Raw genomic sequence first — 21,945 nt, 5'->3', positions numbered from 1 at the left:
GCGGGGAGCCTGTGATGAGGGCCGCGCCCGACCGGGTCCCGTCCGGTGGAATCCCACCGGACGGGCGGGGCTCGCCGGGTCCGACCGGGTCGTCGGACCCGGCGGGCCCTTTCGTCGTTCCCGGGCCCGGTGCCGCTGCCCGTTCCCTGCGGTCCGCGCGAGCGCTTGACTTGAAGTTCACTTGAACTCATAGCGTGTCCACGTGACCGAAACTCCGCGGGTCCAGACCGCCTCCGCCTCCTCCGACCAGGGAGATCACGCTCCCGTTGCCGAGTCGGCGGCGACCTCCGGCGGCTGGGGGGACCTCTTCTCCAAGCAGTACGCCGCCCAGGCCTCGATCATGGCCGGCGGTGTCGCCCTCTACGCGATGAACCTCTACTTCACCGCCGCCCTGCTCCCCTCGATCGTCGAGGACATCGGCGGCGCCCGCTTCTACGCCTGGGTGGCGACCGGCTTCCTGATCGCCGCGGTGACCGCCGCGATGCTGGTCAGCCGGCTGCTCGCCCGGTTCGGTCCCTCGCGCTCCTACCTGACCGGGTTCCTGGTGTTCGCCGCCGGTGCCGGGCTGACCGCCGCCAGTCCGTCGATGGAGACGCTGATCGTCGGCCGGATCGTCCAGGGCCTGGGCGGCGGGCTGATGGCCGGCCTCGGCTACGCGGTGATCCGCACCGCGCTGCCGGAACGGCTGTGGACCAGGGCGGCCGGCCTGGTGTCGGCGATGTGGGGCGTGGGCACGCTGGTCGGCCCCTCGCTCGGCGGGCTCTTCGCCGAACTGAACGCCTGGCGCGGCTCCTACGTCCTGCTCATGGCGGCCGCGCTGGTGCTGGCCGTGCTGGCCCGCCGCTCGCTGCCCGGCCCGACCGGGTCCGCGCGCACCGTCGAACCGCTGCCGCTGCCCTCGCTGCTGCTGCTGACGCTCGCGGCGGGCGCCTTCAGCATCAGCTCCACCGTGCCGCGCGGCTGGGCGACGGCGCTGTGCATCGTGCTGGGCCTGGTGCTGCTGGCGGGCTTCCTGCTGGTGGAGCGCCGCGGATCGGCGACCGTGCTGCCCAAGCTGACCTACCGTCGCGGCAACCACCTGAAGTGGATCTACCTGACCGTCGCGGTGTACTGCACCGGTGTGATGACCGAGACCTTCATCCCGCTGTTCGGCCAGGAGCTGGGCGGGCTGAGCCCGCTGGCGGCCGGCTTCCTCGGCGCGACGGTGTCGGTCGGCTGGACCTCGGCGCAGCTGTTCAGCGTCAACCTGCGCTCGGAGCGGGCCCGTTCGCTGGCGATCCGGGTCGGCCCGGCGGTGCTCACGGCGGGTCTGCTGGCCTACGGCCTGCTGCAGACCTCGCAGGCCTCCGGCGGCCGGGTGCTGCTGTGGGCGGTGGTGCTGGTGATCGGCGGGACCGGCATCGGGGCGGCCTTCCCGCACCTGAGCGTCACGGCGATGCGCAGCACCGACGACGAGGTGGAGGGCGCCAAGGCGGCCGCGGGCCTCAACACCACGCAGCTGATCGCCTTCACGGTGAGTTCGGCGCTGGCCGGGACGCTGGTGAGCTTCGGCGGGGACTCCACGCTGGACGGCGCCCGCTACATGGTCTTCGGGCTCGGCGCCCTGACCGTGTTCGGTACCGCCACCGCCGCGCTGAGCCTGCGGCGGGCGCGCGCCGAAGGGTGAGCGAGTCGCGGGAAACGGACCGCCCCGGCCCTCCTGGTGGGAGGACCGGGGCGGTCTGCCTGTCCGTGGGACCTGTCTTCCACGGGGAGGCCCGGCGCTCAGGACGCCGGGGTTCGGACTGCCGGGCCCGGCCGCGCGGGGTCGGCGCGGCCGGATCCGGACAGCGGGGTCAGGACGCGGGGCCCACCCGGACGGTGGTGATCCGCCCGCCCTGGGACTCGCGGACGACCTCGATCTTGGTGTTGGTGTCCGGGACCTTCACCCCGAGCTGCGGGGTGGCCGGGTCGCTGTAGACACCGGTGCGGTCGTTGAAGGCCGGGACGGCCTTCTCCGAGCCGATCTTCACCGGGACGCCGGCCTTGTGCAGCGTGAAGCCGGTGGTGGGCTTGAGCGAGAAGGTCGCGTCGAAGGTCTGCGCCCGGGCGTTGACCAGGGTGCCGTCGGCGAAGCGGATCGGCGCCGGGTGGGCGTCGATCGGCAGGATCAGGCCGCCGCCGGGGTGGTCCTTGGTGTTGTTGTCGCCGTAGCCGGTGTCCCAGAGCCAGACGAGCACGCCCTCCTGGTACGGGTAGTTGTCGACGATGTCCTTCTTGCCCTCGACCCCGGTGTAGCCGAAGTTGTACGGGCCGGTCTTCAGGAACTCGCCGTAGCCGGCGTAGCGCCGGTTCTCCACCAGGTAGGCGCGCGGGTGCTGCTTGACCGCGGTGCGGCCGGTGATGACGGTGAAGCCGGTGGCGGTCCAGCCGTTGGTGCCGTTCTCGGCGCCGTCGGTGAACAGGGTGGTGGCGCCGGCGGTGATCTTCACCGCGTCGACCAGGACGCCCTTGCCGTGGGTGTTGCCGTCGGAGGTGACGTGCAGCCGCAGCCGGACCTTCTGGCCCGCGTAGGCGTCCAGCGGGATGTGCAGCTGCCGGTACGCGCCGGAGGTGCCGCTCAGGCCCGGGACGTTGGCGCTGGTGCTGCCGATCGGGGTGCCGTCGACGGTGCCGGGCAGGGCGGTCCAGGTCTTGCCGCCGTCGGTGGAGGCCTCGGCGGTCAGGAAGTCGTAGTCCTGCTCGATGTCGTACCAGACCGCCGCGTCGAGGGCGGCCGGGCCGGTGGTCCCGCCGAGGTCGACGTCGCGGGCCAGCGCGTTGTCCAGGTTGTCGCCGGTGTCGCTCCACCACTGCTTGGCGCCCTCGCGCGGGTCGGCGAGCTCGGTGCTGGTGGTGCCGTCCGGCAGGTGGACCAGGACGGCCTGCGCCTGGTCGGTGTTGTAGCCGCTGACGCCGAGCGCGTGGCTGGACCGGGTGGCGGCCTGCGCCTCGTCGTAGTTGAGCCAGCCGAACTGCAGCTTGCTCCACGCGTCGAGGTCGCCGGGGTAGGCGCCGGTGGTGTTCTTGCCCTTGCCCAGGTACGAGGCGGAGGACATCAGCGACCAGAAGTTGACGCTGTTGTCGCCGCCGCTGGTGCTGTACAGGTCGGGCAGACCGAGGTTGTGGCCGAACTCGTGGGAGAACAGGCCGACGCCGCTGTTCTCGCCCGCCTGGACGTAGTCGTAGACGTACAGGCCGGTGTCGCCGACCGGCGCGCCGCCGATCTTGTTGCCGACCGGGCCGACCTGGCCGGTCGGGTCCGGGAAGGTCCAGCTGCGGTGCGCCCACAGCGCGTCGGCGCCCTGCGCGCCGCCGCCCCAGGTCTCGTCGGCGCCGGCGTGCACGACGATGACGTTGTCCAGGTAGCCGTCGGGCTGGGCGAACTCGCCGTCCTTGTCGTGGTCGTAGCGGTCGTAGACGTCGTACTGGGCCAGCTCGGCCTTGACGTCCGCGGCCGTGCGGCCCTTGGCGATCTCGCCGTCGTACCAGGCCTTGACGGCGTCCCGGATGAACTCCTGGCCCTGGGTCCAGGCGCCGGAGCCCTGCGGGCCCTTGTTGGAGCCGTAGCGGGCCTCGTTCCACGGCACGGTGACCCAGTTGCTGACGGTGCCCTCGATGTCGTACCGGCCCGAGGACTGGGTGCGGTAGAAGTTGCGCATCGAGACCGCGCCGGGCGAGTCGTCGAAGAACATCTTCTGGTAGTAGTTCCGGTCGAAGTCCTGGTTCCAGAGCGTGTGGTTGTCGCTCTTGCCGGGCTTCGGGATGGCGTTGTGCGCCGGGCCGGGGGTGCCCCCGTAGCGCGGCTGGCCGTTGTACAGCGTGGTGTTGTCCACCTGGTCGCCGAACTGGGCGAGGATCACGAAGACCTTGTCCTTGCGCTGCTGCGCGAGCTGGACGTAGTCGTTGCCGATCCGCACCTTGGCGGGTGCCCGGCGGTCCGTGGTCTTGGCCACGGCGCCCTTGTTGAGCTGCTCCAGTGCCTTGGTGCGCAGCGACTGGCGCTCGCGCTCCTGGGGCGCGAGCGGCGCCGGCGGGGCTTCGAGGCCGCCGGCCTCGGCGCTGTCGCCGGACTCGGCGGAGAGGGTGGATGCGGGCGTGGGGGGAGCGGCCTGGGCGGGGGTACCGAGCAGGGTGACCGCTATCGCGCTCGTGGTGAGCGCGGCCGCGAACGCCGCGGACAGTCTGCGCAACTGACTCGTCCTTTCCGGACGGGGGGTGGTCGGGCGAGCGCAGGTAATATTTCACATGTCATGGGTCACACGGAAGGGATCTGACCGCGGGAGGTGTGGGCGGCCTCCGGCGGGGGAACGCGGCCGGGCCGCCCGCGTGCTGCGGCGGGCGGCCCGGGGCGGTCGGCGTGCGGTCGGCGTGCGGCTACACGAAGTTGAAGTTCTGGTAGTTCAGACCGTTGCAGGTGAACGCGCGCAGGCCGTACGCGCCGCTGTCGTCCATGCAGCGGCCGGTGTTGACGTTCTGGTAGGCCGCGCCGCCGTTCAGGTAGATCAGGCGCCACTGCTGGAAGTTCTGGCCGTTGCAGGTGAACGCCCGCAGCCCGTAGGCGCCGCTGTCGTCGATACAGCGGCCGGTGTTCTGGTTCTGCACGACCCAGGACCCGTTGTCCTGCTTGTAGTAGTTGAACTTCTGGTAGTTCAGGCCGTTGCAGGTGAACGCGCGCAGGCCGTAGGCGCCGCTGTCGTCCACGCAGCGGCCGGTGTTCTGGTTCTGCAGGGCGTAGGCGTAGACGACGCCGGTGGTGCGGGCCTCGGCGGTGCCGGCGGCCGTGAGGCCGAGGGCCGCCGCGGTCAGGGCGGCGGCGGTGACCCGTGCGGTCCGGGTGCGCAGTACGGTCGGGATGTTCAACGTTCCCCCTGTGGCGAGTGGTCGGCCGTTTTCGGCCCGCGTCACGGTAGGGGTGCCCGCCACCCGGGCGGCAGTGGAGCGGCAGCCTCCGCCCGGGTGGCGAGCATCACAGCGGATCAGAGTTTCAACGCGGTCCGCAGGAAGGCGAGTTCGGCCTGGGTCAGCTGCTCGTTGACGCCGCCCGGGGTCATGTGGGTGATTCCCGGCAGGGCCAGCAGGCTGTGCGGCCGGCCGGCCGCGGTGAGCGCCTGCGAGAGCAGCAGGGTGTGCGAGGGGTGCACGTTGTCGTCCGCCAGACCGTGGATGAGCAGCAGCGGCCGATCGAGCGAGGCCGCGTCGTCCACCAGGCAGTCGGCCGCGTAGCCGTCCGGGTTCTCCTGGGGCAGTCCCAGGTACCGCTCGGTGTACGCGGTGTCGTACAGCCGGAAGTCGGTGGGCGGGGCACCGGCGCAGGCGGCGTGGAAGACGTCCGGGCGGCGCAGGACGGCCAGCGCCCCGAGGTAGCCGCCGTACGACCAGCCGCGCACGCCGACCCGGTCGAGGTCGAGGTCGGGGTGCGTCTCGCCGAGCGCCCGCAGCGCGTCGGCCTGGTCGTCCAACGCCACCTGGGAGAAGCGGCGGAAGATGGTGCGCACGAAGGCGGGGGAGACGAAGGGGGTGCCGCCGTTGTCGACGGTGACCACCGCGAAGCCCTGGTCGGCCCACCACTGCTTGAGCTGCCAGCGGCGCGGCTCGTTGGCCACGGCCTGGAAGCCGGGGCCGCCGTAGACGTCGAGCAGCACGGGCAGCTTCCGGCCCGGGACGTGCCCGCGCGGGTAGACCACGGCGCTCGGCAGGCCGCGCTCGGTGACCCGGGCGAGCAGCGGCTCGACCCGGTACGGCAGCGGGGCGGAGAGGTCGGTCAGGGCGACGGTGCCGTGCGGGGTGCGGGCCTCGCGGCGCACGCCGTCCGGGTCGGCCGAGACGAGCAGCAGGGTGTCGCCGGCGGCCAGCGCGCTGTGCACGCCGGGCCCCTCGGAGAGCCGCTCGGGCGCGCCGCCGTCCGGGTCGACCAGGTGGACGTGCTGGTCGAACGGGTCGCCCTCGCCGGTCTCGCAGAGCAGCCGGTCGCCGACCCGGCCGACGACCCGGCGGATCTGCAGGCCGGTGGTGTCCAGCGGCTTGCCGTCCAGGGCCAGGCCCCGGGCCTCGGGGGTGTCCAGGACGGTGAGCAGCCGGCCGTCGGCCAGCCGGTCCGGCGTGCCGGGCAGGTCGTCGACCCAGAACTCGTCGGTGGTGCGGGAGAGCTCGGTGGTGCTGCCGGTGGCCGGGTCGGCGCTCAGCAGCAGCACGTTCTGCTGCAGCCGGTCGGCGACGGTGAGCAGCAGCTCCTCCGGCCCGGCCCACCGGGCGGCGCACAGGTAGGGGAAGGCCTCGGTGTCCCAGCGGAGCTCGACCCGGGTGCCGTCCAGGCCGAGCACCCAGAGCCGGACGTCCGCGTTGGGGCCGCCGGCCTGCGGGTAGGCGAACTGCTCGGGGGCCTGCTCGGGGTGCGCCGGGTCGGCGAAGTGCCGCGGCGGGACGGCGGACTCGTCCACCCGGGCGGCGAGCACGGCGTCGCCGTCGGGGCTCCACCAGTGGCCGCGGTGGCGGCCGAGCTCCTCGGCGGCGGCGAACTCGGCGACGCCCCAGCGGGCGCCGTCGTCCGGGCTGAGGCGCAGGTCGGCGCCGTCCGGGGCGGTCACGTACAGGGCGTCGTCGGCGACGTAGGCGACGCGCTCGCCGGTCGCGTCCGGGCGGGGGTCGAAGACGGGGCCGGCGGCGGCGAGCTCGGTGGTGCGGCCGGTCGCGGTCTCGGTGCGGAAGAGCCGGCCGTCGAGGGCGAAGACGGCGACGGCGAGGTCGGGGGTGGCGGCGAAGGTGCCGATGCCGGCGGCGGTGAGTCGGGACCGCTCGCGCAGCCGGCGCTCGACGTCGGGCAGATCGGCGGTGGAGCCGGTGCGGCCCGGGGCCAGCACGGTCGGATCGGCGACCTCCCGCTCGGCACCGGTGGCGAGGTCGAGGAGGTGGAGCCGGTCGAACCGGTCCTCGGGACCGCTGGAGCGGAGCAGCAGCAGGCGGGTACCGTCCTCGTTGAGCGAGATCGCTCGCGGGGCACCGAAGCTGAAGCGGCCGGTCCGGGCGCTGAGGGAGAGGTAGGAGTCGGTGATGGTCACCGCCCGATGGTCGCCGTGGAACGGGCTCGCCACCAGTAGGACGACATGTGAAATGTCACACATCACGTGATCTGGGTAACAGAACGCCCGGGCGCCGACCCCCGGACTCCGGCCCCGACACCACTCCAGGAGGAACGCAGTGACCGAGACCGCGCCGACCGTCGAAGCCCCCGAGCCGCTGGCCGGGACCGAACGGCTGTTCACGCTGGACCCGGCGGTGGTCCACCTCAACCACGGGTCCTTCGGCGCCGTCCCGGTCCCGGTCCAGCAGCTCCAGCGGCGGCTGTACGAGGAGCAGGAGGCCGATCCGGACGGCTTCTTCGCCGATCTGCCCGGGCGGGTCGCGGCGGCCCGGGCCCGGCTCGCCGACGCCCTCGGCACCCGGCCGGAGCTGCTCGCGCTCGTCCCCAACGTGACCGACGCGATCGCCGTCGCGCTGGCCAACGTCCCGCTCGCGGCCGGTGACCAGGTCCTGGTCACCGACCACGGCTACGGCACGGTCACCGAGGCCGTCCGGCGGCGCGCCGAGGAACTGGGCGCCGAACTGCGCACCGTCCGGCTGCCGCTGGACCTCTCGGACGGGGACGCCGTCCGCGAGGCCGTCCTGGCCGAGGTCACCGACCGCACCGCGCTCGCCGTCCTGGACGGCATCACCTCGCCCACCGCCCGCCGGGTCGCCACCCCCGAGCTGCTCCGGGAGCTGCGCGGGCGCGGGGTGACCACCGTGGTGGACGCCGCGCACGAGCCGGGCATGCTGGCCGACCCGGTCCCGGCGGAGGCCGACTTCTGGTTCGGCAACCTGCACAAGTGGGCCTTCGCCCCGCGCGCCACCGGCGTGCTGGTGGTCCGCCCGGAGTGGACCGGGAAGATCCGGCCGCTGATCCTCTCCTGGGAGGACCACCAGGGCTATCCGGCCGCCGTCGAATGGCGCGGCACGCTGGACTACACGCCCTGGCTGGCCGCCCCGGCCGGGATCGACCTGCTGGACGGGCTGGGGCCCGGGCTGGTGCGCGAGCACAACGAGCGGCTCGTCGCGTACGGCGCCGCCGTGGTCGCGGAGCGGGTCGGCCTGGCCCCGCTGCCGACCTCGGCCGGGCTGTCGATGCGCGCGCTGCGGCTGCCGCCCGGCGTCTCCGAGACGCTCCCGCAGGCGCAGGACCTGATGGCCCAGATGTGGCGGCGGTACGCGGTGCGGACGGTGGCGCGGCCCTGGGCGGGCGGCGGGGTGCTGCGGCTGTGCGGCCAGCTGTACAACCGGGCGCCGGAGTACGGGGTGCTGGCGGACGGGCTGGCGGAGCTGCTGCGGTAGCCCGTTCCGCGTCGCCCTAGCCGTCGCCGGGGACGCCCTCCTCCGGGGGGTCGTCCGTGACGGCGCGCAGCTCCGCGAGCAGCGCGTGCTGCTCCGAGATGAGCCCGGTGAGGATCCGCCGCGCCGCCCGGAGCAGGTCGGCGACGTCCCCGCCGGCCAGCGCGTACACCACCGTGGTGCCCTCCCGGGTGGCGGTGACGATGCCGGACCGGCGCAGTACCGCGAGCTGCTGGGAGAGGCTGGACGGTTCGATCTCCAGCTCCGCCAGCAGCTCGCGGACGGGCGTCGGTCCGGCCTGCAGCAGCTCCAGGACCCGGATCCGGACGGGGTGGCCGAGCATCCGGAAGAACTCGGCCTTGGCCTGGTACAGCGCGACCGCCACGGCGCTCCCTCCCTGGTGCGTCCCCCTGGTGTGTCCCCGACGGGTCCCGGGCGCGCCCCCTCCGGCTCCGGCCGGCCGGGCGGGCCCGGGGCCGTCAGATCTCCAGCGAGAGCTCGATCCGCTTCAGCTGGTGGCGGGCCATCGCGAGGTTGGCGCGGGCGCGGTTGAGCGCCAGGAACAGGAACAGCCCGCGCCCGCTCTGCGTGGTCAGCGGCCGCAGCAGGTGGTACTGGCTGGTGAGACTGACCAGGATGTCCTCGATCTCGTTGTCGTGCAGGTTGAGCAGCTCCATCGCCCGCATCTTGGCCCGCACCACGTCGGTGTTCCCGGCGGCGGCGACGTGGAGGTCGATCTCGGTGCTGTCGCCGAGGCTCCCGAGGGCCATGCCGCTGCCGTAGTCGACCAGGGCCACGCCGATCGAGCCCTCGATCGCCATGGCCTCCTTGAGCGAGGTCTCCAGATTCGCCATCGTGCGCTCCTCCCGCGGGCCCGGTGGGTGCCACCGGGATGTGGCACCGAATGTAGGGAGGACTCCGGGCGCGGCAGCGCGGATGACCGGAGTCGTTCGAAGTTGCCCGCCGGGTGACTGCTTGAAGACATTTGCAACTATGGATGTGAAAGAGATCCGATGCATTGCCCGGGAAAAACGGTGCTATCGATGTCGGTCCCGGCGGGTAACCTCTCGCTGAGATGCGAGATCACACCAACGACCCCCGGACGGCGATGAACACCCCTGAGCCCGTGCCCTCCGACGACCGGGAGCTGAGCCCCGCCGAGGCCTTCGCGGCCTCCCGCCGCCGGGCCAAGGAGCAGGCCACCGCCCTGTACGGCTTCCAGGAGCTGTACGACTTCCCGCTGGACGACTTCCAGCTGGAGGCCTGCCGCGCCCTGGAGGCGGGCGAGGGCGTCCTGGTCGCCGCTCCCACCGGATCCGGCAAGACCATCGTCGGCGAATTCGCCGTCCACCTCGCGCTGCGGGGCGGGCGGAAGTGCTTCTACACCACGCCGATCAAGGCGCTGTCGAACCAGAAGTACGGCGACCTCGTCAAGCGCTACGGCGCCGCCAAGGTCGGCCTGCTCACCGGCGACAACAGCGTCAACGGCGACGCCCCGGTGGTGGTGATGACCACCGAGGTGCTCCGCAACATGCTCTACGCGGGCTCCAGCACCCTCGACGGCCTCGGCTACGTGGTCATGGACGAGGTCCACTACCTCGCCGACCGCTTCCGCGGCGCGGTCTGGGAGGAGGTCATCATCCACCTCCCCGAGTCCGTCACCCTGGTCTCGCTCTCCGCGACCGTGTCCAACGCCGAGGAGTTCGGCGACTGGCTGGACACCGTCCGCGGCGGCACCCGGGTGATCGTCTCCGAGCACCGGCCGGTCCCGCTGTGGCAGCACGTGATGGCCGGCAACCGGATGTACGACCTGTTCGCCAGCCCCGACCGCGACGGCCGGCCCAAGAGCGGGCCGCGCAACCCCGGCAAGGCCGTCAACCCCGAGCTGGTCCGCCTCGCCCGCAGCGAGCTCGACCGCAACCCGCGCGACCGGTTCGGCCGGGGCCGGGGCCGCTCCATGCCCAACGGCCGCCCCGGCAAGGTCTGGACCCCGGGCCGGGTCGACGTCATCGACCGCCTCGACGCCGAGGGCCTGCTGCCCGCGATCACCTTCATCTTCAGCCGGGCCGGCTGCGAGGCCGCCGTCCAGCAGTGCCTCTCCTCCGGCCTGCGGCTGAACAAGGACGGCGACCGCGCCCTGGTCCGCGCCTTCGTCGAGGAGCGCTGCGCCGACATCCCCGACGAGGACCTCCACGTCCTCGGCTACTTCGAGTGGCTGGACGGGCTGGAGCGCGGCATCGCCGCCCACCACGCCGGCATGCTGCCCCGGTTCAAGGAAGTGGTCGAGGAGCTGTTCGTGAAGGGCCTGGTCAAGGCCGTCTTCGCGACCGAGACCCTGGCCCTGGGCATCAACATGCCCGCGCGCTCGGTGGTCATGGAGAAGCTCGTCAAGTGGAACGGCGAGACCCACGCCGACATCACCCCCGGCGAGTACACCCAGCTCACCGGCCGGGCCGGGCGGCGCGGCATCGACGTCGAGGGCCACGCCGTGGTGCTCTGGCAGCGCGGCCTCGACCCGGAGGCCCTGGCCGGCCTCGCCGGCACCCGCACCTACCCGCTGAAGTCCTCGTTCCGGCCGTCCTACAACATGGCCGTCAACCTGGTCTCCCAGTTCGGGCGGCACCGTTCGCGGGAACTCCTGGAGACGTCCTTCGCGCAGTTCCAGGCCGACCGCTCGGTGGTCGGCATCGCCCGCCAGGTCCAGCGCAACGAGGAGGGGCTGGAGGGCTACCGCGAGTCGATGACCTGCCACCTCGGCGACTTCGACGAGTACATGGAGCTGCGCCGGAAGCTCAAGGACCGCGAGAACGAGCTCGCCCGCGAGGGCAGCAGCCAGCGTCGCGCCGCCGCCGTCGAGTCCATCGAGCAGCTCAAGCCCGGCGACGTCATCCACGTCCCCACCGGGAAGTTCGCCGGCCTCGCCCTCGTCCTCGACCCGGGTCTGCCGCCGGACCGCCGCTCGCCGCGCGGCGGGCCGCGCCACCCCGACTTCCAGGACGGGCCGCGCCCGGTGGTGCTCACCGCCGAGCGGCAGGTCAAGCGGCTCGCGATGATCGACTTCCCGCACCCGGTCGTCGCCATGGACCGGCTGCGCATCCCCAAGTCCTTCAACCCGCGCAGCCCGCAGTCCCGGCGCGACCTCGCCTCGGCGCTGCGCACCAAGGCCGGCCACCTGGAGCCCGAGCGGTTCCGCAAGGGCCGCGCGGCCGCCGCCGACGACGCGGAGATCACCCGGCTGCGCGCCGCCCTGCGCCAGCACCCCTGCCACGGCTGCGACGAGCGCGAGGACCACGCCCGCTGGTCCGAGCGCTACCACCGGCTGCACCGCGACACCGAGCTGCTGGAGCGCCGGATGCGCTCCCGCACCCACACCATCGCGCGCACCTTCGACCGGGTCTGCGGGCTGCTCACCGACCTCGGCTACCTCAGCGGCGACACCGTCACCGAGGACGGCAAGCGGCTCGGCCGGCTCTACGGCGAGCTCGACCTGCTCGCCTCCGAGTGCATCCGCGAGGGCGTCTGGAGCGGCCTCGCCGCCGCCGAACTCGCCGCCTGCGCCTCGGCGCTGGTCTACGAGGCCCGCCAGTCCGACGACGCCACCGCCCCCCGGGTCCCCGAGGGCGGCGCGAAGGAGGCGCTCGGCGAGATGGTCCGCATCTGGGGCCACCTCGACGCGCTGGAGGAGCAGCACCGGATCAACACCGCCGAGGGCGTCGGCCAGCGCGAGCCCGACCTCGGCTTCGCCTGGGCCGCCTACCGCTGGGCCCTCGGCCACTCGCTGGACCAGGTCCTGCGCGACGCCGACATGCCGGCCGGCGACTTCGTCCGCTGGACGAAGCAGCTGATCGACGTCCTGGGCCAGATCCAGGACGCGGCGGGCGAGGACGCCGAACTGCGCAAGACCGCCCGCAAGGCGGTCGACGGCCTGCGCCGCGGCATCATCGCGTACTCCTCCGTCGGCTGAGCCGCTCGGAGCCAGGACGCCGACGGCCCCCGCCCCGTGCGGGGGGCCGTCGGCGTTCCGGGTTTCAGGAGGACCGGTCGAGGAGCCGGAGGCGGCTGAGGGTGCGGTTGATGTCCAGCGGGAGCGAGTCGCCGCCGAGGGCGTCGGCCAGGGGCGACTCGGCGACGAGGTGGAGGCGGGCGTCGCGGTCGTGGAGGACGTCGACGAGGTTGGCGAAGCGCTGGGCGCTGTCGCGGTCGGCCGAGGACAGCCGGGGCAGGCCGGCCAGCACCCAGGAGTCGAAGCGGTCGGCCAGGGCCAGGAAGTCGATGGTGGAGGTGCGCGCGCCGCACAGTTCCTGGAAGTCGAACCAGACCAGCCCGTCGCGCACGGCGCGGGCGGTGACGGCGCGCCCGCCGACGTCGAGCTGCCGGCGCTCGTCGGCCGAGGGCGGTTCGAGTCCGGCCGCGCGGAGCTGCGCCGGGGTGCCGGGGCAGAGGTAGCGACCGGTCCCGAACCGTGAACGGGCGCCCCCGGAGGGGCGGTCGGTGCGGTAGTCGCGCGGTCCGGTGACCTCGACGATGTCCAGCGAGGCTTCGAGGAGCCGGATGGTCGGCTCGAACATGTGGTGGTGGACCGGGTTCGGCAGCAGGCCGGCCGGCGGGTAGTTCGACGTCGCCACCAGGGTGGTCCCGCGGTCGAACAGCGAGCCGAGGACCCGGCCCATCATCATGGCGTCGCCCGGGTCGTGCACATGGAACTCGTCGAAGAACAGCAGCCGGCAGTCGCCCAGGAGCTCCGCCACGGCGAGGTCGCAGGCGTCGCGCTCCCGGCGGTGGCGCGCGTACACCGCGTGGAACTCCCGGAAGAACTCGTGGAAGTGCACCCGCCGCTTGCGGGGGAGCGGCAGGGCCTCGTAGAACACCTCGGTCAGCCAGCTCTTGCCCCGGCCGACCGGCCCCCAGACGTAGAGGCCGCGCGGCGGCGGTCCGGCGAAGAAGCGCCGGCGCCCGGTGAGCTCCGCCCCCAGCCGGGCGAGCCGTGCGGCGGCGGCCCGCTGCGCGTCGTCGAGCGCGAACCCGGCCTCCCCGGCCGCCTGTTCGAAGGTGTCCAGCATCTGTGTGCCCCCCGGTACCGGAACATGACGGACCGCCAGGTCATGGGGCGGCCCGACATGATCATTTCAGAGCGGGGTCCGCGCCGGAAGTCGGGCCGGTCGACTTCCGGCGCGAGTGCGGGCGCGAGTGCGGACGCGTGACGCCGGCCGGCTCAGGCCGGGGGCGGGCCGGCCGCGTCGAGGCGGTGGACCAGGGCGCGGAGGGCACGGAGTTCACGGGCGAGGGCCTCGGCCCCGGCGGTGGTGAGGGTGACCCAGGTGCGGGGGCGGCGGCCGGCGTAGCCCTTGTTCACCGCGACCAGGCCGGAGTCCTCCAGCACCTTCAGATGGCGGGAGAGGTTGCCGTCGGTGAGGCCTAGCTCCTGCTTGAGGAAGGCGAAGTCGACGCTCTCGGCCTCGCGGGCGACCGCCAGGATGCCCAGCCGGACCCGCTGATGGACGGTGTCGTCCAGGGCCAGGGTCGGGTGCTGCTCCTCGGGCTCGTCCGCGACGTTCATGGGGTGACCGTACGGGATGCGGCGGGCGCACGACGCTCGGCGGCCCACCGGGCCAGGCCGGCGACCAGCAGGAGCCCGGCGAGCAGCAGGGCCTTCGACCGGGGGCCGTCGAGCCACGGAAGCCGGGTGCCGTCCCCGGACTCGCCGAGGAGGACGGTGAGCAGCACGGTGTGGACGAGGCCCGTGCCGGCCACCAGCGGGCTGCGTTCGGTGAAGCCGAGGACCAGCAGGCCGAGGCCGACCACGTACCAGGGCGAGGCGTAGTCGTTCCCGAGGAGGGAGGGCGAGAACGGCATCCGGTCGACGAGGACCAGTGTGACCACGACGGCGGTGACCACGACGGCGGCCGCGGCCGTGGCACCGAGCCAGGCGCCGCGGTGCGGGACGATGCCGCGGGCCTCACCGCGCCGCCGGTACCAGCGGGCCAGGGCGAACCACGCCAGCGGCAGCAGGGCGAACCAGATCCCCCAGGCCAGGAGGCGCAGGATCGCACCGTCGAAATCGCTGGTCACGCAAGGGCTGTCGGGCGCGCCGTGCTGCACGCAGAGGTCGTTGTACTCCGCGTAGGCGAAGGCCGGGTACGAGGTGACGGTCCGCCCGGTGGCGCCGAAGTTGTAGGCCTCCCGCGCGATCGGGACGGCCGCCAGGGCCAGCAGCCCGAAGCCGAGCAGCGGAACGCCCGCGCCGCTCAGCCGGCGGCGGGCCCGGGCGCTCAGCCCCTCCGTCGCGGCGAGCAGGCCGGCCGGGTCGTCGCGGTGCAGTGTGTCCATGGTCCACCCCTGGTGACGTCGTGTCAGTGGCTGTACTTTGCATCGCAAAGTACATTGCAGTCAAGAGTTCACGTGATGGCAAAGCAAAGGGCCCGTCGCGCGGTGCGACGGGCCCGGAGGCGGGGGAGGGGCGGGGGTCAGCGGGCGGCGAGGGTCTCCAGGAGGCGGTCCAGGGAGGTGCCGAGGCCCCAGCGGGTGGCGAGGTGCTCCAGGGTCATCGGGTCGAGCGGCTCGCGGGGGAGGGCGGGGTCGAACGCGGGCAGCGGGGCGTCGGTGGCGACCCGGACCACGGTGGGTGCCACGTCCAGGTAGGGCGCGGCCTCCACGATGTTGCGGCGCCGGGCCGGGGTGAGCGCGGAGCCGATGTCCTGGGCGGCGGCGCGGATGCCGGCGAGGTCGCCGTACTCGTGGATCAGCTGGGCCGCCGTCTTCTCGCCGATGCCCTTGACGCCGGGCAGGCCGTCGCTCGGGTCGCCGCGCAGGGCGGCCAGGTCGGCGTACTGGGCGCCGCCCACGCCGTACTTCTCCCGGAGCAGCGCGTCGTCGGTGACCTGCAGGTTGCCCATGCCCTTGACGGGGTAGAGCACGGTGATCCCGCGGGCGTCGTCGACCAGCTGGAACAGGTCCCGGTCGCCGGTGACGATCTGCACCGGCCCGGAGGCGCGCGCCGTCAGGGTGCCGATCACGTCGTCCGCCTCGTAGTCGGCGGAGCCGATCCGGGCGATGCCGAGCGCGTCCAGCACCTGCTCGATCACCGGGACCTGCGGGGCGAGGGTGTCCGGCACCTCCTCCGCGCCGTCCTCGGCGGCCTCGGCGACCCGGTGGGTCTTGTAGGAGGGGATGAGGTCCACCCGCCACTGCGGCCGCCAGGCGGCGTCCATGCAGGCGACCAGCTGGTCGGGCCGGTGGTCGTGGACCAGCCGGGCGATGAAGTCCAGCAGGCCCCGGACGGCGTTGACCGGCTCACCCTGCGGCGAGCGCAGGGTGTCCGGTACGCCGAAGTAGGCCCGGAAGTACAGGCTGGCGGAGTCGAGCAGCATCAGACGGGGTGCGGTCACGCCTCCGATCATGCCGTACCGGGCGGACAGGGACGTGCTAGTGCTTGTGCGGGCCGGCCCGGTGGACCGGGCCGTGGGCGTCGGCGCAGTGGTCGGGGGAGAGGTCGCCCGGGGTGGTGATCTGGAGCAGTGCCCCGGCCTCGTCCTCGCCGACGTGGTCGACCTGGAGCGTGCTGTGCGAGATCCCGTACTCGTCGGCGAGCCTGCGCTGCAGTTCGCGGCGGACGGCGTGGCAGTCCCCGCCGGGGGTGACCAGGATGTGGGCGGAGAGGGCCGGCTGGTTGGAGGTGATCTCCCAGATGTGCAGGTCGTGGATCTCCTCCACCAGCGGCTGGGCGACCAGCCGGTCCGCGACCGTGTCCGGGTCGATGCCCGCCGGGGCGGCTTCCAGGAAGATCCGCCCGGAGTCGCGGACCAGGCCGATGCCGGCCTTGAGCATCAGCGCCACCACGATCAGCGAGGCGATCGAGTCGGCGCGGGCGAAGCCGGTGGTCACCATGATCACGCCGGCCACGGCGGTCGCGATGAACGCGTACAGGTCGGTGAGCACGTGCTGGAAGGCGCCCTCGACGTTGAGGGAGCTGCGGTTGGCCTTGGACATGCACCAGGCGGCGGCGATGTTGACGACGATCCCGATCAGCGCCGTGACCAGGACCAGGGTGCCGGCCACCTCCGGGGGCTCGAACAGCCGGGTGATCGCCTCGTAGCCGAGCCAGGCGGAGAGGATCAGCAGCGTCACCCCGTTGGCCTGGGCCGAGAGGATCTCCGCGCGCTTGAGTCCGTAGGTGTAGCCGCCGCGGGCCGGGCGGGCGGAGAGCCGCATGGCGATCAGGGCGAGCACGATCGAGGCGGCGTCGGTGAGCATGTGCGCGGCGTCCGAGATCAGCGCCAGCGACTGGGCGGCGAAGCCGACCACCACCTCGCCGGCCATGAACACCACGATCAGCGCGAGCGCGCTCAGCAGCCACCGGCGGTCGGCGTCGGCGGCCACGCCGTGCGCATGCCCGCCGTGGCCGCCCCGGCCCCCGTGCTTGTGGTCATGCTCATGATCATGCTGGGAGTGCTCGTGGCCGGCCATCGAAGTCCTCTCCTGGAGCCCATGAACGCGTGGGGGTAAGGGGCGACATCCGTGACCGCCCCGCACCCGAAGTGAACCGCACATCGAACGAAGATCCAAAGGCTGCATTGGAGACCGTTGTCATTGCCGCGTCGTAACCCTCGTGGGGTATCGTCCCGCTGCCGTTGACCAGGGGAGAAGCGCATGAGGCCGGACGGACGCACCGCGGGGACCGAACGGGTGGTCGGCCTCGGCACGATCGCCCGCGAGTGGGGCCGGATCGGGATCACCGGGTTCGGGGGGCCGCCCGCGCACATCCTGCTGCTGCGCAGGCTCTGCGTGGAGCGGCGGCGGTGGCTGACGCCCGAGGAGTTCGAGGACGGCATCGCGGCCACCAACCTGCTGCCGGGACCGGCCTCCACCCAGCTCGCCGTGCTGACCGCGTGGCGGCTGCGCGGCGCGCCCGGTGCGCTGGTCGGCGGGGTCTGCTTCATCGGGCCCGGGCTGGTGCTGATCCTCGCGCTCGCGGCGCTGTTCCTGGCCGGCGACCCGCCGCTGTGGGTGCTCGGCGCGGCGGCCGGCGCCGGGGCGGCCGTGCCGGCGGTCGCGGTGCAGGCGGCCACCGCGCTGGTCCCGGCCAGCCTCGGCCGGATGAGCCGGGGTCGGGGTGCCCGCGCCCGCTGGGCGGGGTACGCGCTCGCCGGGGCGGTGGCGGCGGTGCTGACCGGGCCCTGGCTGGTGCTGGTCCTGATCGCCGCCGGACTGGCCGAGATCGCCGTCCGGGGTGGAAGGGGCGGAAGGGGCGACCGGGGGAACGGGGAGAACCGGGGGACGGGCGGATCGGGCGTTCGGGCCGGGCTGCCGCTCGCCGCCGGTCCGCTCACCCTGGGCGGGCTCGGCGTGCTCGGGGCGGTGGCCTGGGTGGCGTTCAAGGTGGGCGCGCTCTCCTACGGGGGAGGGTTCGTGATCATCCCGCTGATGCGGGACGACGCGGTCAACCGCTACCACTGGATGACCGACGGACAGTTCCTCAACGCCGTCGCCCTCGGGCAGGTCACCCCCGGGCCGGTGGTGCACACCGTCGCGGCGGTCGGCTACGCGGCCGCCGGACTCGGCGGCGGCCTGCTCGCGGCGGCGGTCGCCTTCGCGCCGTCCTTCCTCTTCGTGCTCCTCGGCGGCCGGCACTTCGACCGGCTCCGGGCCGACCGGCGGGTGCGGGACTTCCTCACCGGCGCCGGACCGGCCGTGACCGGCGCCATCGCGGGCTCGGCGCTGCCGCTGGCCGCCTCGCTCGGGTACGGCTGGCAGTGGGTCGTGCTGGCCGGGGCGCTGCTCTGGCTGGTGCTCGCCCGGCGGGGCGTGGTGCTCGCCCTGCTGGCGGCCGGCGCGGCCGGGGTGCTCGCCGTGGCCGCCGGACTGCCGCCGGCCTGAGGCTCCGGGTCGTACGGACGCCCGGGTCGCACGGGCGCTCGGCCTCCGGCGTGAACCTTGGGGGTGGGGCTCACTCGACCGGGTGAGCCCGGTTTGCGCGCCCCTGTGCGCCTGCGCCACGATCGGCACCCGTGAAGATCATCGCGGCGCGAGCCGTCCACTGGCTCTCGGAACTGGAGCCCGTCGCCGCTGAATTGATGAACCGTCATATCAATTCGGCGCGCGAGTGGTTCCCGCACCAGTACGTGCCGTGGAGCCTCGGCCGGGACTTCGACGGACCGCTCGGCGGCGAGCCCTGGCGGCCGGAGCAGTCCGCGCTCGCCCCCGCGATCCGCTCCGCCCTGGTGGTCAACCTGCTCACCGAGGACAACCTCCCCGGCTACCACTGGACCATCGGTGCGCAGACCTCCCGCGACGGCGCCTGGGGTGCCTGGCTGCACCACTGGACGGCGGAGGAGGACCGGCACGCCACCGCCGTCCGCGCCTATCTGCACGCCACCCGCGCCGTCGACCCGGTGGCCCTGGAGCGCGCCCGGGCGGCCCAGCTCGCCACCGGCACCCTCCCCCGGCCGGACGGCGTACTCGGCCTGGTCGCCTACGCCGCCGTGCAGGAGCTGGCCACCCGGGTCAGCCACCGCAACACCGGCCGGCTCAGCGGCGACCCGGTCTGCGACCGGCTGCTCGCCCGGGTCGCCCAGGACGAGAACCTGCACATGGTCTTCTACCGCGAACTGCTGCGCGCCGCACTGGAGCTGGACCCCGACGAGGTGCTCGTCCGGCTCGACGCCACGGTCCGCGCGTTCGCCATGCCCGGCCAGGGGATGCCCGGCTTCGCCGCCCTGGCGGCCGAGATCGCCGTCGCCGGCGTCTACGACCCGCGGGTCCACCACGACGAGGTGCTCGCCCCGCTGCTCCGCTCGCTGCGGGTCTTCGAACTGACCGGGCTCGGTCCGGACGGCGAGCGGGCCCGCGACGGGCTCGCCGAGCACCTCGCCCGGCTGGACGTCCGCGCCGCCCGGTTCGTCGAACGCCGGGCGCGGGCGCTCTCCGCCCGCGCCGCCCGCGACTGACCCCGCCGCCCGGGACCGACCCCGTCGCCCGCGACGGACCGCACCGCCCGCGACCCGACCCGCGTTCCCCGCCCCCGGACAGGAGAGGCACGACGACCGCATGACGACCATCATCGACAGCACCGGGACCGTCGGCACCAGCGCCGCCGCCATCGAGTTCCACTACGACCTCGGAAACGACTTCTACGCCCTCTGGCTCGACGAGACGCTCAGCTACTCCGCCGCCGTCTGGGACGGCATCGACCCCGCCGAGCCCGACGCCACGGCCCTGCCCCGCGCCCAGCGGGCCAAGCTCGACCTGCACCTCGACCTGGCCGGCGCCGCCCCCGGGGCGCGCCTGCTCGACGTCGGCTGCGGCTGGGGCGGTCTGCTCGACCGCGCCGTCCGCACCGGCCGGGCCGCCGAGGCGACCGGGCTCACCCTGTCCCGGGCCCAGCACGCCCACGTCCGGTCGCTCGGACTGCCCGGCGTCGACGTCCGGCTGGAGAGCTGGGACGCCCACCGGCCCGCGCGCCCGTACGACGGCATCGTCTCGGTCGGCGCCTTCGAGCACTTCGCCACCGCCGACATGGACGTCGCCGCCCGGCTCGCCGCCTACCGCGGCTACTTCGAGCGCTGCCACGGCTGGCTGCGGCCCGGTGCCCGGATGTCGCTGCAGACCATCGCCTACGACGGCGTGACCGGCGGCGACGGCCCGGTCGGCGCCTTCGTCGCGGCCGAGGTCTTCCCCGGCGCGGTGCTGCCCCGGCTGGGCGAGATCGTCCTCGCTAGCGACCCGTACTTCGCCGTCACCGTCGTCCGGGCCTCCGCCGAGGACTACGCCCGGACCCTGGGCGCGTGGTCCTCCCGGCTGCTGCGGGCCCGTACGGAGGCCGAGCGGCTCGTCGGCCCGGACGGCTACCACCGCTACCGCCGTTACCTGCGGGCCTGCGAGGTCACCTTCCTGCGCGGCGCGGCCACGCTCTACCGGATCGGCTTCCGGCGGCGCGACGAGCCGCTCCGGCCGGCGGGCTGAGGGCCGGCCCGGATGCGTCCCTCCGCCGCTCCCGCCGATTCGTCGCCCTTACCGGGAAGCCCCGCCGAGCCGCCGCCCGCCGGACCGTCACCCGCCGAGCTTCCGCCCGCCGAGCCACCGCCCGCCACCGTCGCCCCGGGGACTCCCGCCCCCGGGCCGGTGGGCAGGCGGCGGGCGTGGTCCGCCGTCGGGGTCGTCTGCGCCGCGCTCTTCCTGCTCGGACTCGACTTCACCGTGCTCAACGTCGCGGTCCCCGGCCTGCGCGCCGAGCTCGGCCCCACCCTCGCCGAGACCCAGTGGATCGTCGACGGCTACGCGCTCGCCCTCGGCGGCTGCGTCCTCGCCGCCGGCGCCCTCGGCGACCGGTACGGGCGGCGCCGCGCGTTCGCGGCCGGACTCGCGCTCTGCGCGCTCGCCTCGGTGGCCGGCGCGCTCGGCGACACCCCCGGGCAACTCGTCGCCGCCCGCTGCGCGACGGGCCTCGGTGCGGCGTTCTTCATGCCGGCCACGCTCTCCACCGTCGTCCATGTGCTGGACGCGCCGGAGGACCGGCGGCGGGCGATCGGCGTCTGGGCGGCGGTGGCCGGTGTCGGCGCGCTGTTCGGCCCGGTGGTCGGCGGCTGGCTGGTCGAACGGCACGGGTGGCAGGCCGCGTTCTGGCTGAACGTCCCCGTGGTGGCCGTGATCCTGGCGCTCACCCCGGTCGTCCCCGAGTCCCGCGACCCCGGGGCCCGCCCGCTGGACCGGCTCGGCGCACCGCTGTCCTGCGCCGCCCTGCTCACCCTCGTCTGGGCCTTCATCGAGGCACCGGGCCGGGGCTGGACCAGTGTCGCGGTGCTCACGGCGTTCACCGCCTCGGCCGTGCTGACCGCCCTCTTCCTGTGGCGCCAGCTCCGCTGCGCCGCGCCCATGGTGCCGCTGCGGCTGCTGCGCGGCGGACCGGTCTGGCCGGCCACGGTCAGCCTGGCGCTGATGTCCTTCGCGATGTTCGGTGCGATGTTCCTGCTCACGCTCCACCTCCAGCAGGTGCGCGGCCTCTCGGCCTGGCAGGCCGGGCTGCGGATGGTGCCGCTCTCGCTGGGGCTGGCCGTCGGTGCCGTACTGGGGCCGGTGGTCGCCCGGCACGCCGGGGCCCGGGTGCCGGTGGCCGCCGGTCAGCTGCTGATCGCCGCCGGGTTCGTCCGGCTCGGCCTCCTGGAGGCGGAGTCGGGGGACGCCCCGGTGCTGCTCTTCGAGGCGGCCGCCGGGCTCGGTGCGGGCCTGCTCGCGCCGGTGGCCACCGAGCTCGTGATGAGCGCGGTGCCGCCGGCCATGGCCGGGGTCGGTTCGGCCCTCAACGACGCCACCCGGCAGGTCGGTTCGACGCTCGGGGTGGCGGTGCTCGGCTCCGTGCTCGCCACCGTCGCGGACGGCGCCGCACCGGGCGACCGGGCCGCGTTCACCGCGGGTCTGAGCGCCGCGGCCCTGGTCGGCGGGGCGGTTGCCGCCTTGGCCGTCCTGCTCGCCTGGTTCCGGCTGCCCGGCCGCGAACCCTCGGCGGCCACCGGCCGCCCGGCCCCGGCGACACCCGGACCGGACTGAGCACCGGACTTGTCACCCCGTCCC

General features: G+C 74.0%; 17 protein-coding genes. 7 read left to right on the top strand and 10 right to left on the bottom strand.

Annotation, left to right across the window (positions count from 1 at the left end):
- Positions 1 to 202 precede the first annotated feature (202 nt).
- Positions 203 to 1,666: an MFS transporter gene (locus tag ACW14Y_RS10860; RefSeq protein WP_380304267.1), complete on the top strand. Its 1,464-nt coding sequence runs from the start codon at positions 203 to 205 to the stop codon at positions 1,664 to 1,666.
- 169 nt (positions 1,667 to 1,835) lie between these two features.
- Here ACW14Y_RS10860 and ACW14Y_RS10855 read toward each other — a convergent pair whose 3' ends face one another.
- The 3 genes from ACW14Y_RS10855 to ACW14Y_RS10845 all read right to left on the bottom strand — a co-directional run bounded on the left by ACW14Y_RS10855 (position 1,836) and on the right by ACW14Y_RS10845 (position 7,076).
- The gene (locus ACW14Y_RS10855) at positions 1,836 to 4,211 is read right to left on the bottom strand and encodes an immune inhibitor A domain-containing protein (protein WP_380443278.1); all 2,376 of its coding nucleotides are present in this window, start codon (positions 4,209 to 4,211) and stop codon (positions 1,836 to 1,838) included.
- Between the two features lie 184 nt (positions 4,212 to 4,395).
- Complete coding sequence (locus ACW14Y_RS10850; RefSeq protein ID WP_380304271.1) at positions 4,396 to 4,881, bottom strand: RICIN domain-containing protein; 486 nt, start codon at positions 4,879 to 4,881, stop codon at positions 4,396 to 4,398.
- A 116-nt stretch (positions 4,882 to 4,997) separates the two neighbouring features.
- The gene (locus ACW14Y_RS10845) at positions 4,998 to 7,076 is read right to left on the bottom strand and encodes a S9 family peptidase (RefSeq protein ID WP_380387412.1); all 2,079 of its coding nucleotides are present in this window, start codon (positions 7,074 to 7,076) and stop codon (positions 4,998 to 5,000) included.
- 139 nt (positions 7,077 to 7,215) lie between these two features.
- Between ACW14Y_RS10845 and ACW14Y_RS10840 the strand changes: the two genes are divergently transcribed.
- Positions 7,216 to 8,385, top strand: a complete 1,170-nt coding sequence (locus ACW14Y_RS10840; RefSeq protein WP_456986618.1) for an aminotransferase class V-fold PLP-dependent enzyme — start codon at positions 7,216 to 7,218, stop codon at positions 8,383 to 8,385.
- Between the two features lie 16 nt (positions 8,386 to 8,401).
- Here the strand turns inward: ACW14Y_RS10840 and ACW14Y_RS10835 are convergent, their stop codons facing one another.
- Both ACW14Y_RS10835 and ACW14Y_RS10830 read right to left on the bottom strand, forming a co-directional pair.
- The gene (locus tag ACW14Y_RS10835) at positions 8,402 to 8,767 is read right to left on the bottom strand and encodes an ArsR/SmtB family transcription factor (protein ID WP_380304277.1); all 366 of its coding nucleotides are present in this window, start codon (positions 8,765 to 8,767) and stop codon (positions 8,402 to 8,404) included.
- Between the two features lie 94 nt (positions 8,768 to 8,861).
- Positions 8,862 to 9,236 carry a hypothetical protein gene (locus ACW14Y_RS10830; protein WP_380304279.1) on the bottom strand — a complete coding sequence of 125 codons (375 nt, stop codon included), beginning with the start codon at positions 9,234 to 9,236 and terminating at the stop codon, positions 8,862 to 8,864.
- A 254-nt stretch (positions 9,237 to 9,490) separates the two neighbouring features.
- Between ACW14Y_RS10830 and ACW14Y_RS10825 the strand changes: the two genes are divergently transcribed.
- Positions 9,491 to 12,346 (top strand): DEAD/DEAH box helicase, encoded by a 2,856-nt coding sequence (locus ACW14Y_RS10825; protein WP_380304288.1) that lies wholly within the window; start codon positions 9,491 to 9,493, stop codon positions 12,344 to 12,346.
- A gap of 64 nt (positions 12,347 to 12,410) precedes the next feature.
- Here the strand turns inward: ACW14Y_RS10825 and zapE are convergent, their stop codons facing one another.
- From zapE to ACW14Y_RS10800, 5 genes are all read right to left on the bottom strand, one after another.
- Positions 12,411 to 13,442 (bottom strand): cell division protein ZapE, encoded by a 1,032-nt coding sequence (zapE, locus tag ACW14Y_RS10820; protein ID WP_380387405.1) that lies wholly within the window; start codon positions 13,440 to 13,442, stop codon positions 12,411 to 12,413.
- A 152-nt stretch (positions 13,443 to 13,594) separates the two neighbouring features.
- Entirely contained in the window at positions 13,595 to 13,939 is a 345-nt protein-coding gene (locus tag ACW14Y_RS10815) for a winged helix-turn-helix domain-containing protein (protein WP_380309351.1), read from the bottom strand.
- Positions 13,936 to 14,709 (bottom strand): hypothetical protein, encoded by a 774-nt coding sequence (locus tag ACW14Y_RS10810; RefSeq protein WP_456986617.1) that lies wholly within the window; start codon positions 14,707 to 14,709, stop codon positions 13,936 to 13,938. Before ACW14Y_RS10810 ends, ACW14Y_RS10815 begins: the two co-directional genes overlap by 4 nt.
- Positions 14,710 to 14,846: 137 nt before the next feature.
- Positions 14,847 to 15,779, bottom strand: coding sequence for a 5'-3' exonuclease (locus tag ACW14Y_RS10805; RefSeq protein WP_402724662.1), 933 nt, complete (start codon positions 15,777 to 15,779; stop codon positions 14,847 to 14,849).
- A 25-nt stretch (positions 15,780 to 15,804) separates the two neighbouring features.
- Complete coding sequence (locus ACW14Y_RS10800) at positions 15,805 to 16,845, bottom strand: cation diffusion facilitator family transporter (RefSeq protein WP_380309345.1); 1,041 nt, start codon at positions 16,843 to 16,845, stop codon at positions 15,805 to 15,807.
- Positions 16,846 to 17,028: 183 nt separating this feature from the next.
- Between ACW14Y_RS10800 and chrA the strand changes: the two genes are divergently transcribed.
- From chrA to ACW14Y_RS10780, 4 genes are all read left to right on the top strand, one after another.
- Positions 17,029 to 18,255 (top strand): chromate efflux transporter, encoded by a 1,227-nt coding sequence (gene chrA, locus ACW14Y_RS10795; RefSeq protein ID WP_456986616.1) that lies wholly within the window; start codon positions 17,029 to 17,031, stop codon positions 18,253 to 18,255.
- Between the two features lie 131 nt (positions 18,256 to 18,386).
- Positions 18,387 to 19,325, top strand: a complete 939-nt coding sequence (locus tag ACW14Y_RS10790) for an acyl-ACP desaturase (RefSeq protein ID WP_380443907.1) — start codon at positions 18,387 to 18,389, stop codon at positions 19,323 to 19,325.
- Positions 19,326 to 19,425: 100 nt separating this feature from the next.
- Complete coding sequence (locus tag ACW14Y_RS10785) at positions 19,426 to 20,340, top strand: class I SAM-dependent methyltransferase (RefSeq protein WP_456986615.1); 915 nt, start codon at positions 19,426 to 19,428, stop codon at positions 20,338 to 20,340.
- A 159-nt stretch (positions 20,341 to 20,499) separates the two neighbouring features.
- Positions 20,500 to 21,921 carry an MFS transporter gene (locus ACW14Y_RS10780; protein WP_456986614.1) on the top strand — a complete coding sequence of 474 codons (1,422 nt, stop codon included), beginning with the start codon at positions 20,500 to 20,502 and terminating at the stop codon, positions 21,919 to 21,921.
- The last annotated feature ends 24 nt before the right edge of the window (positions 21,922 to 21,945 follow it).

This window comes from Kitasatospora sp. cg17-2, from assembly GCF_054031055.1.
Note: the sequence above shows the minus strand (reverse complement) of the source record. Positions and strands in the feature narration are given on the sequence as shown.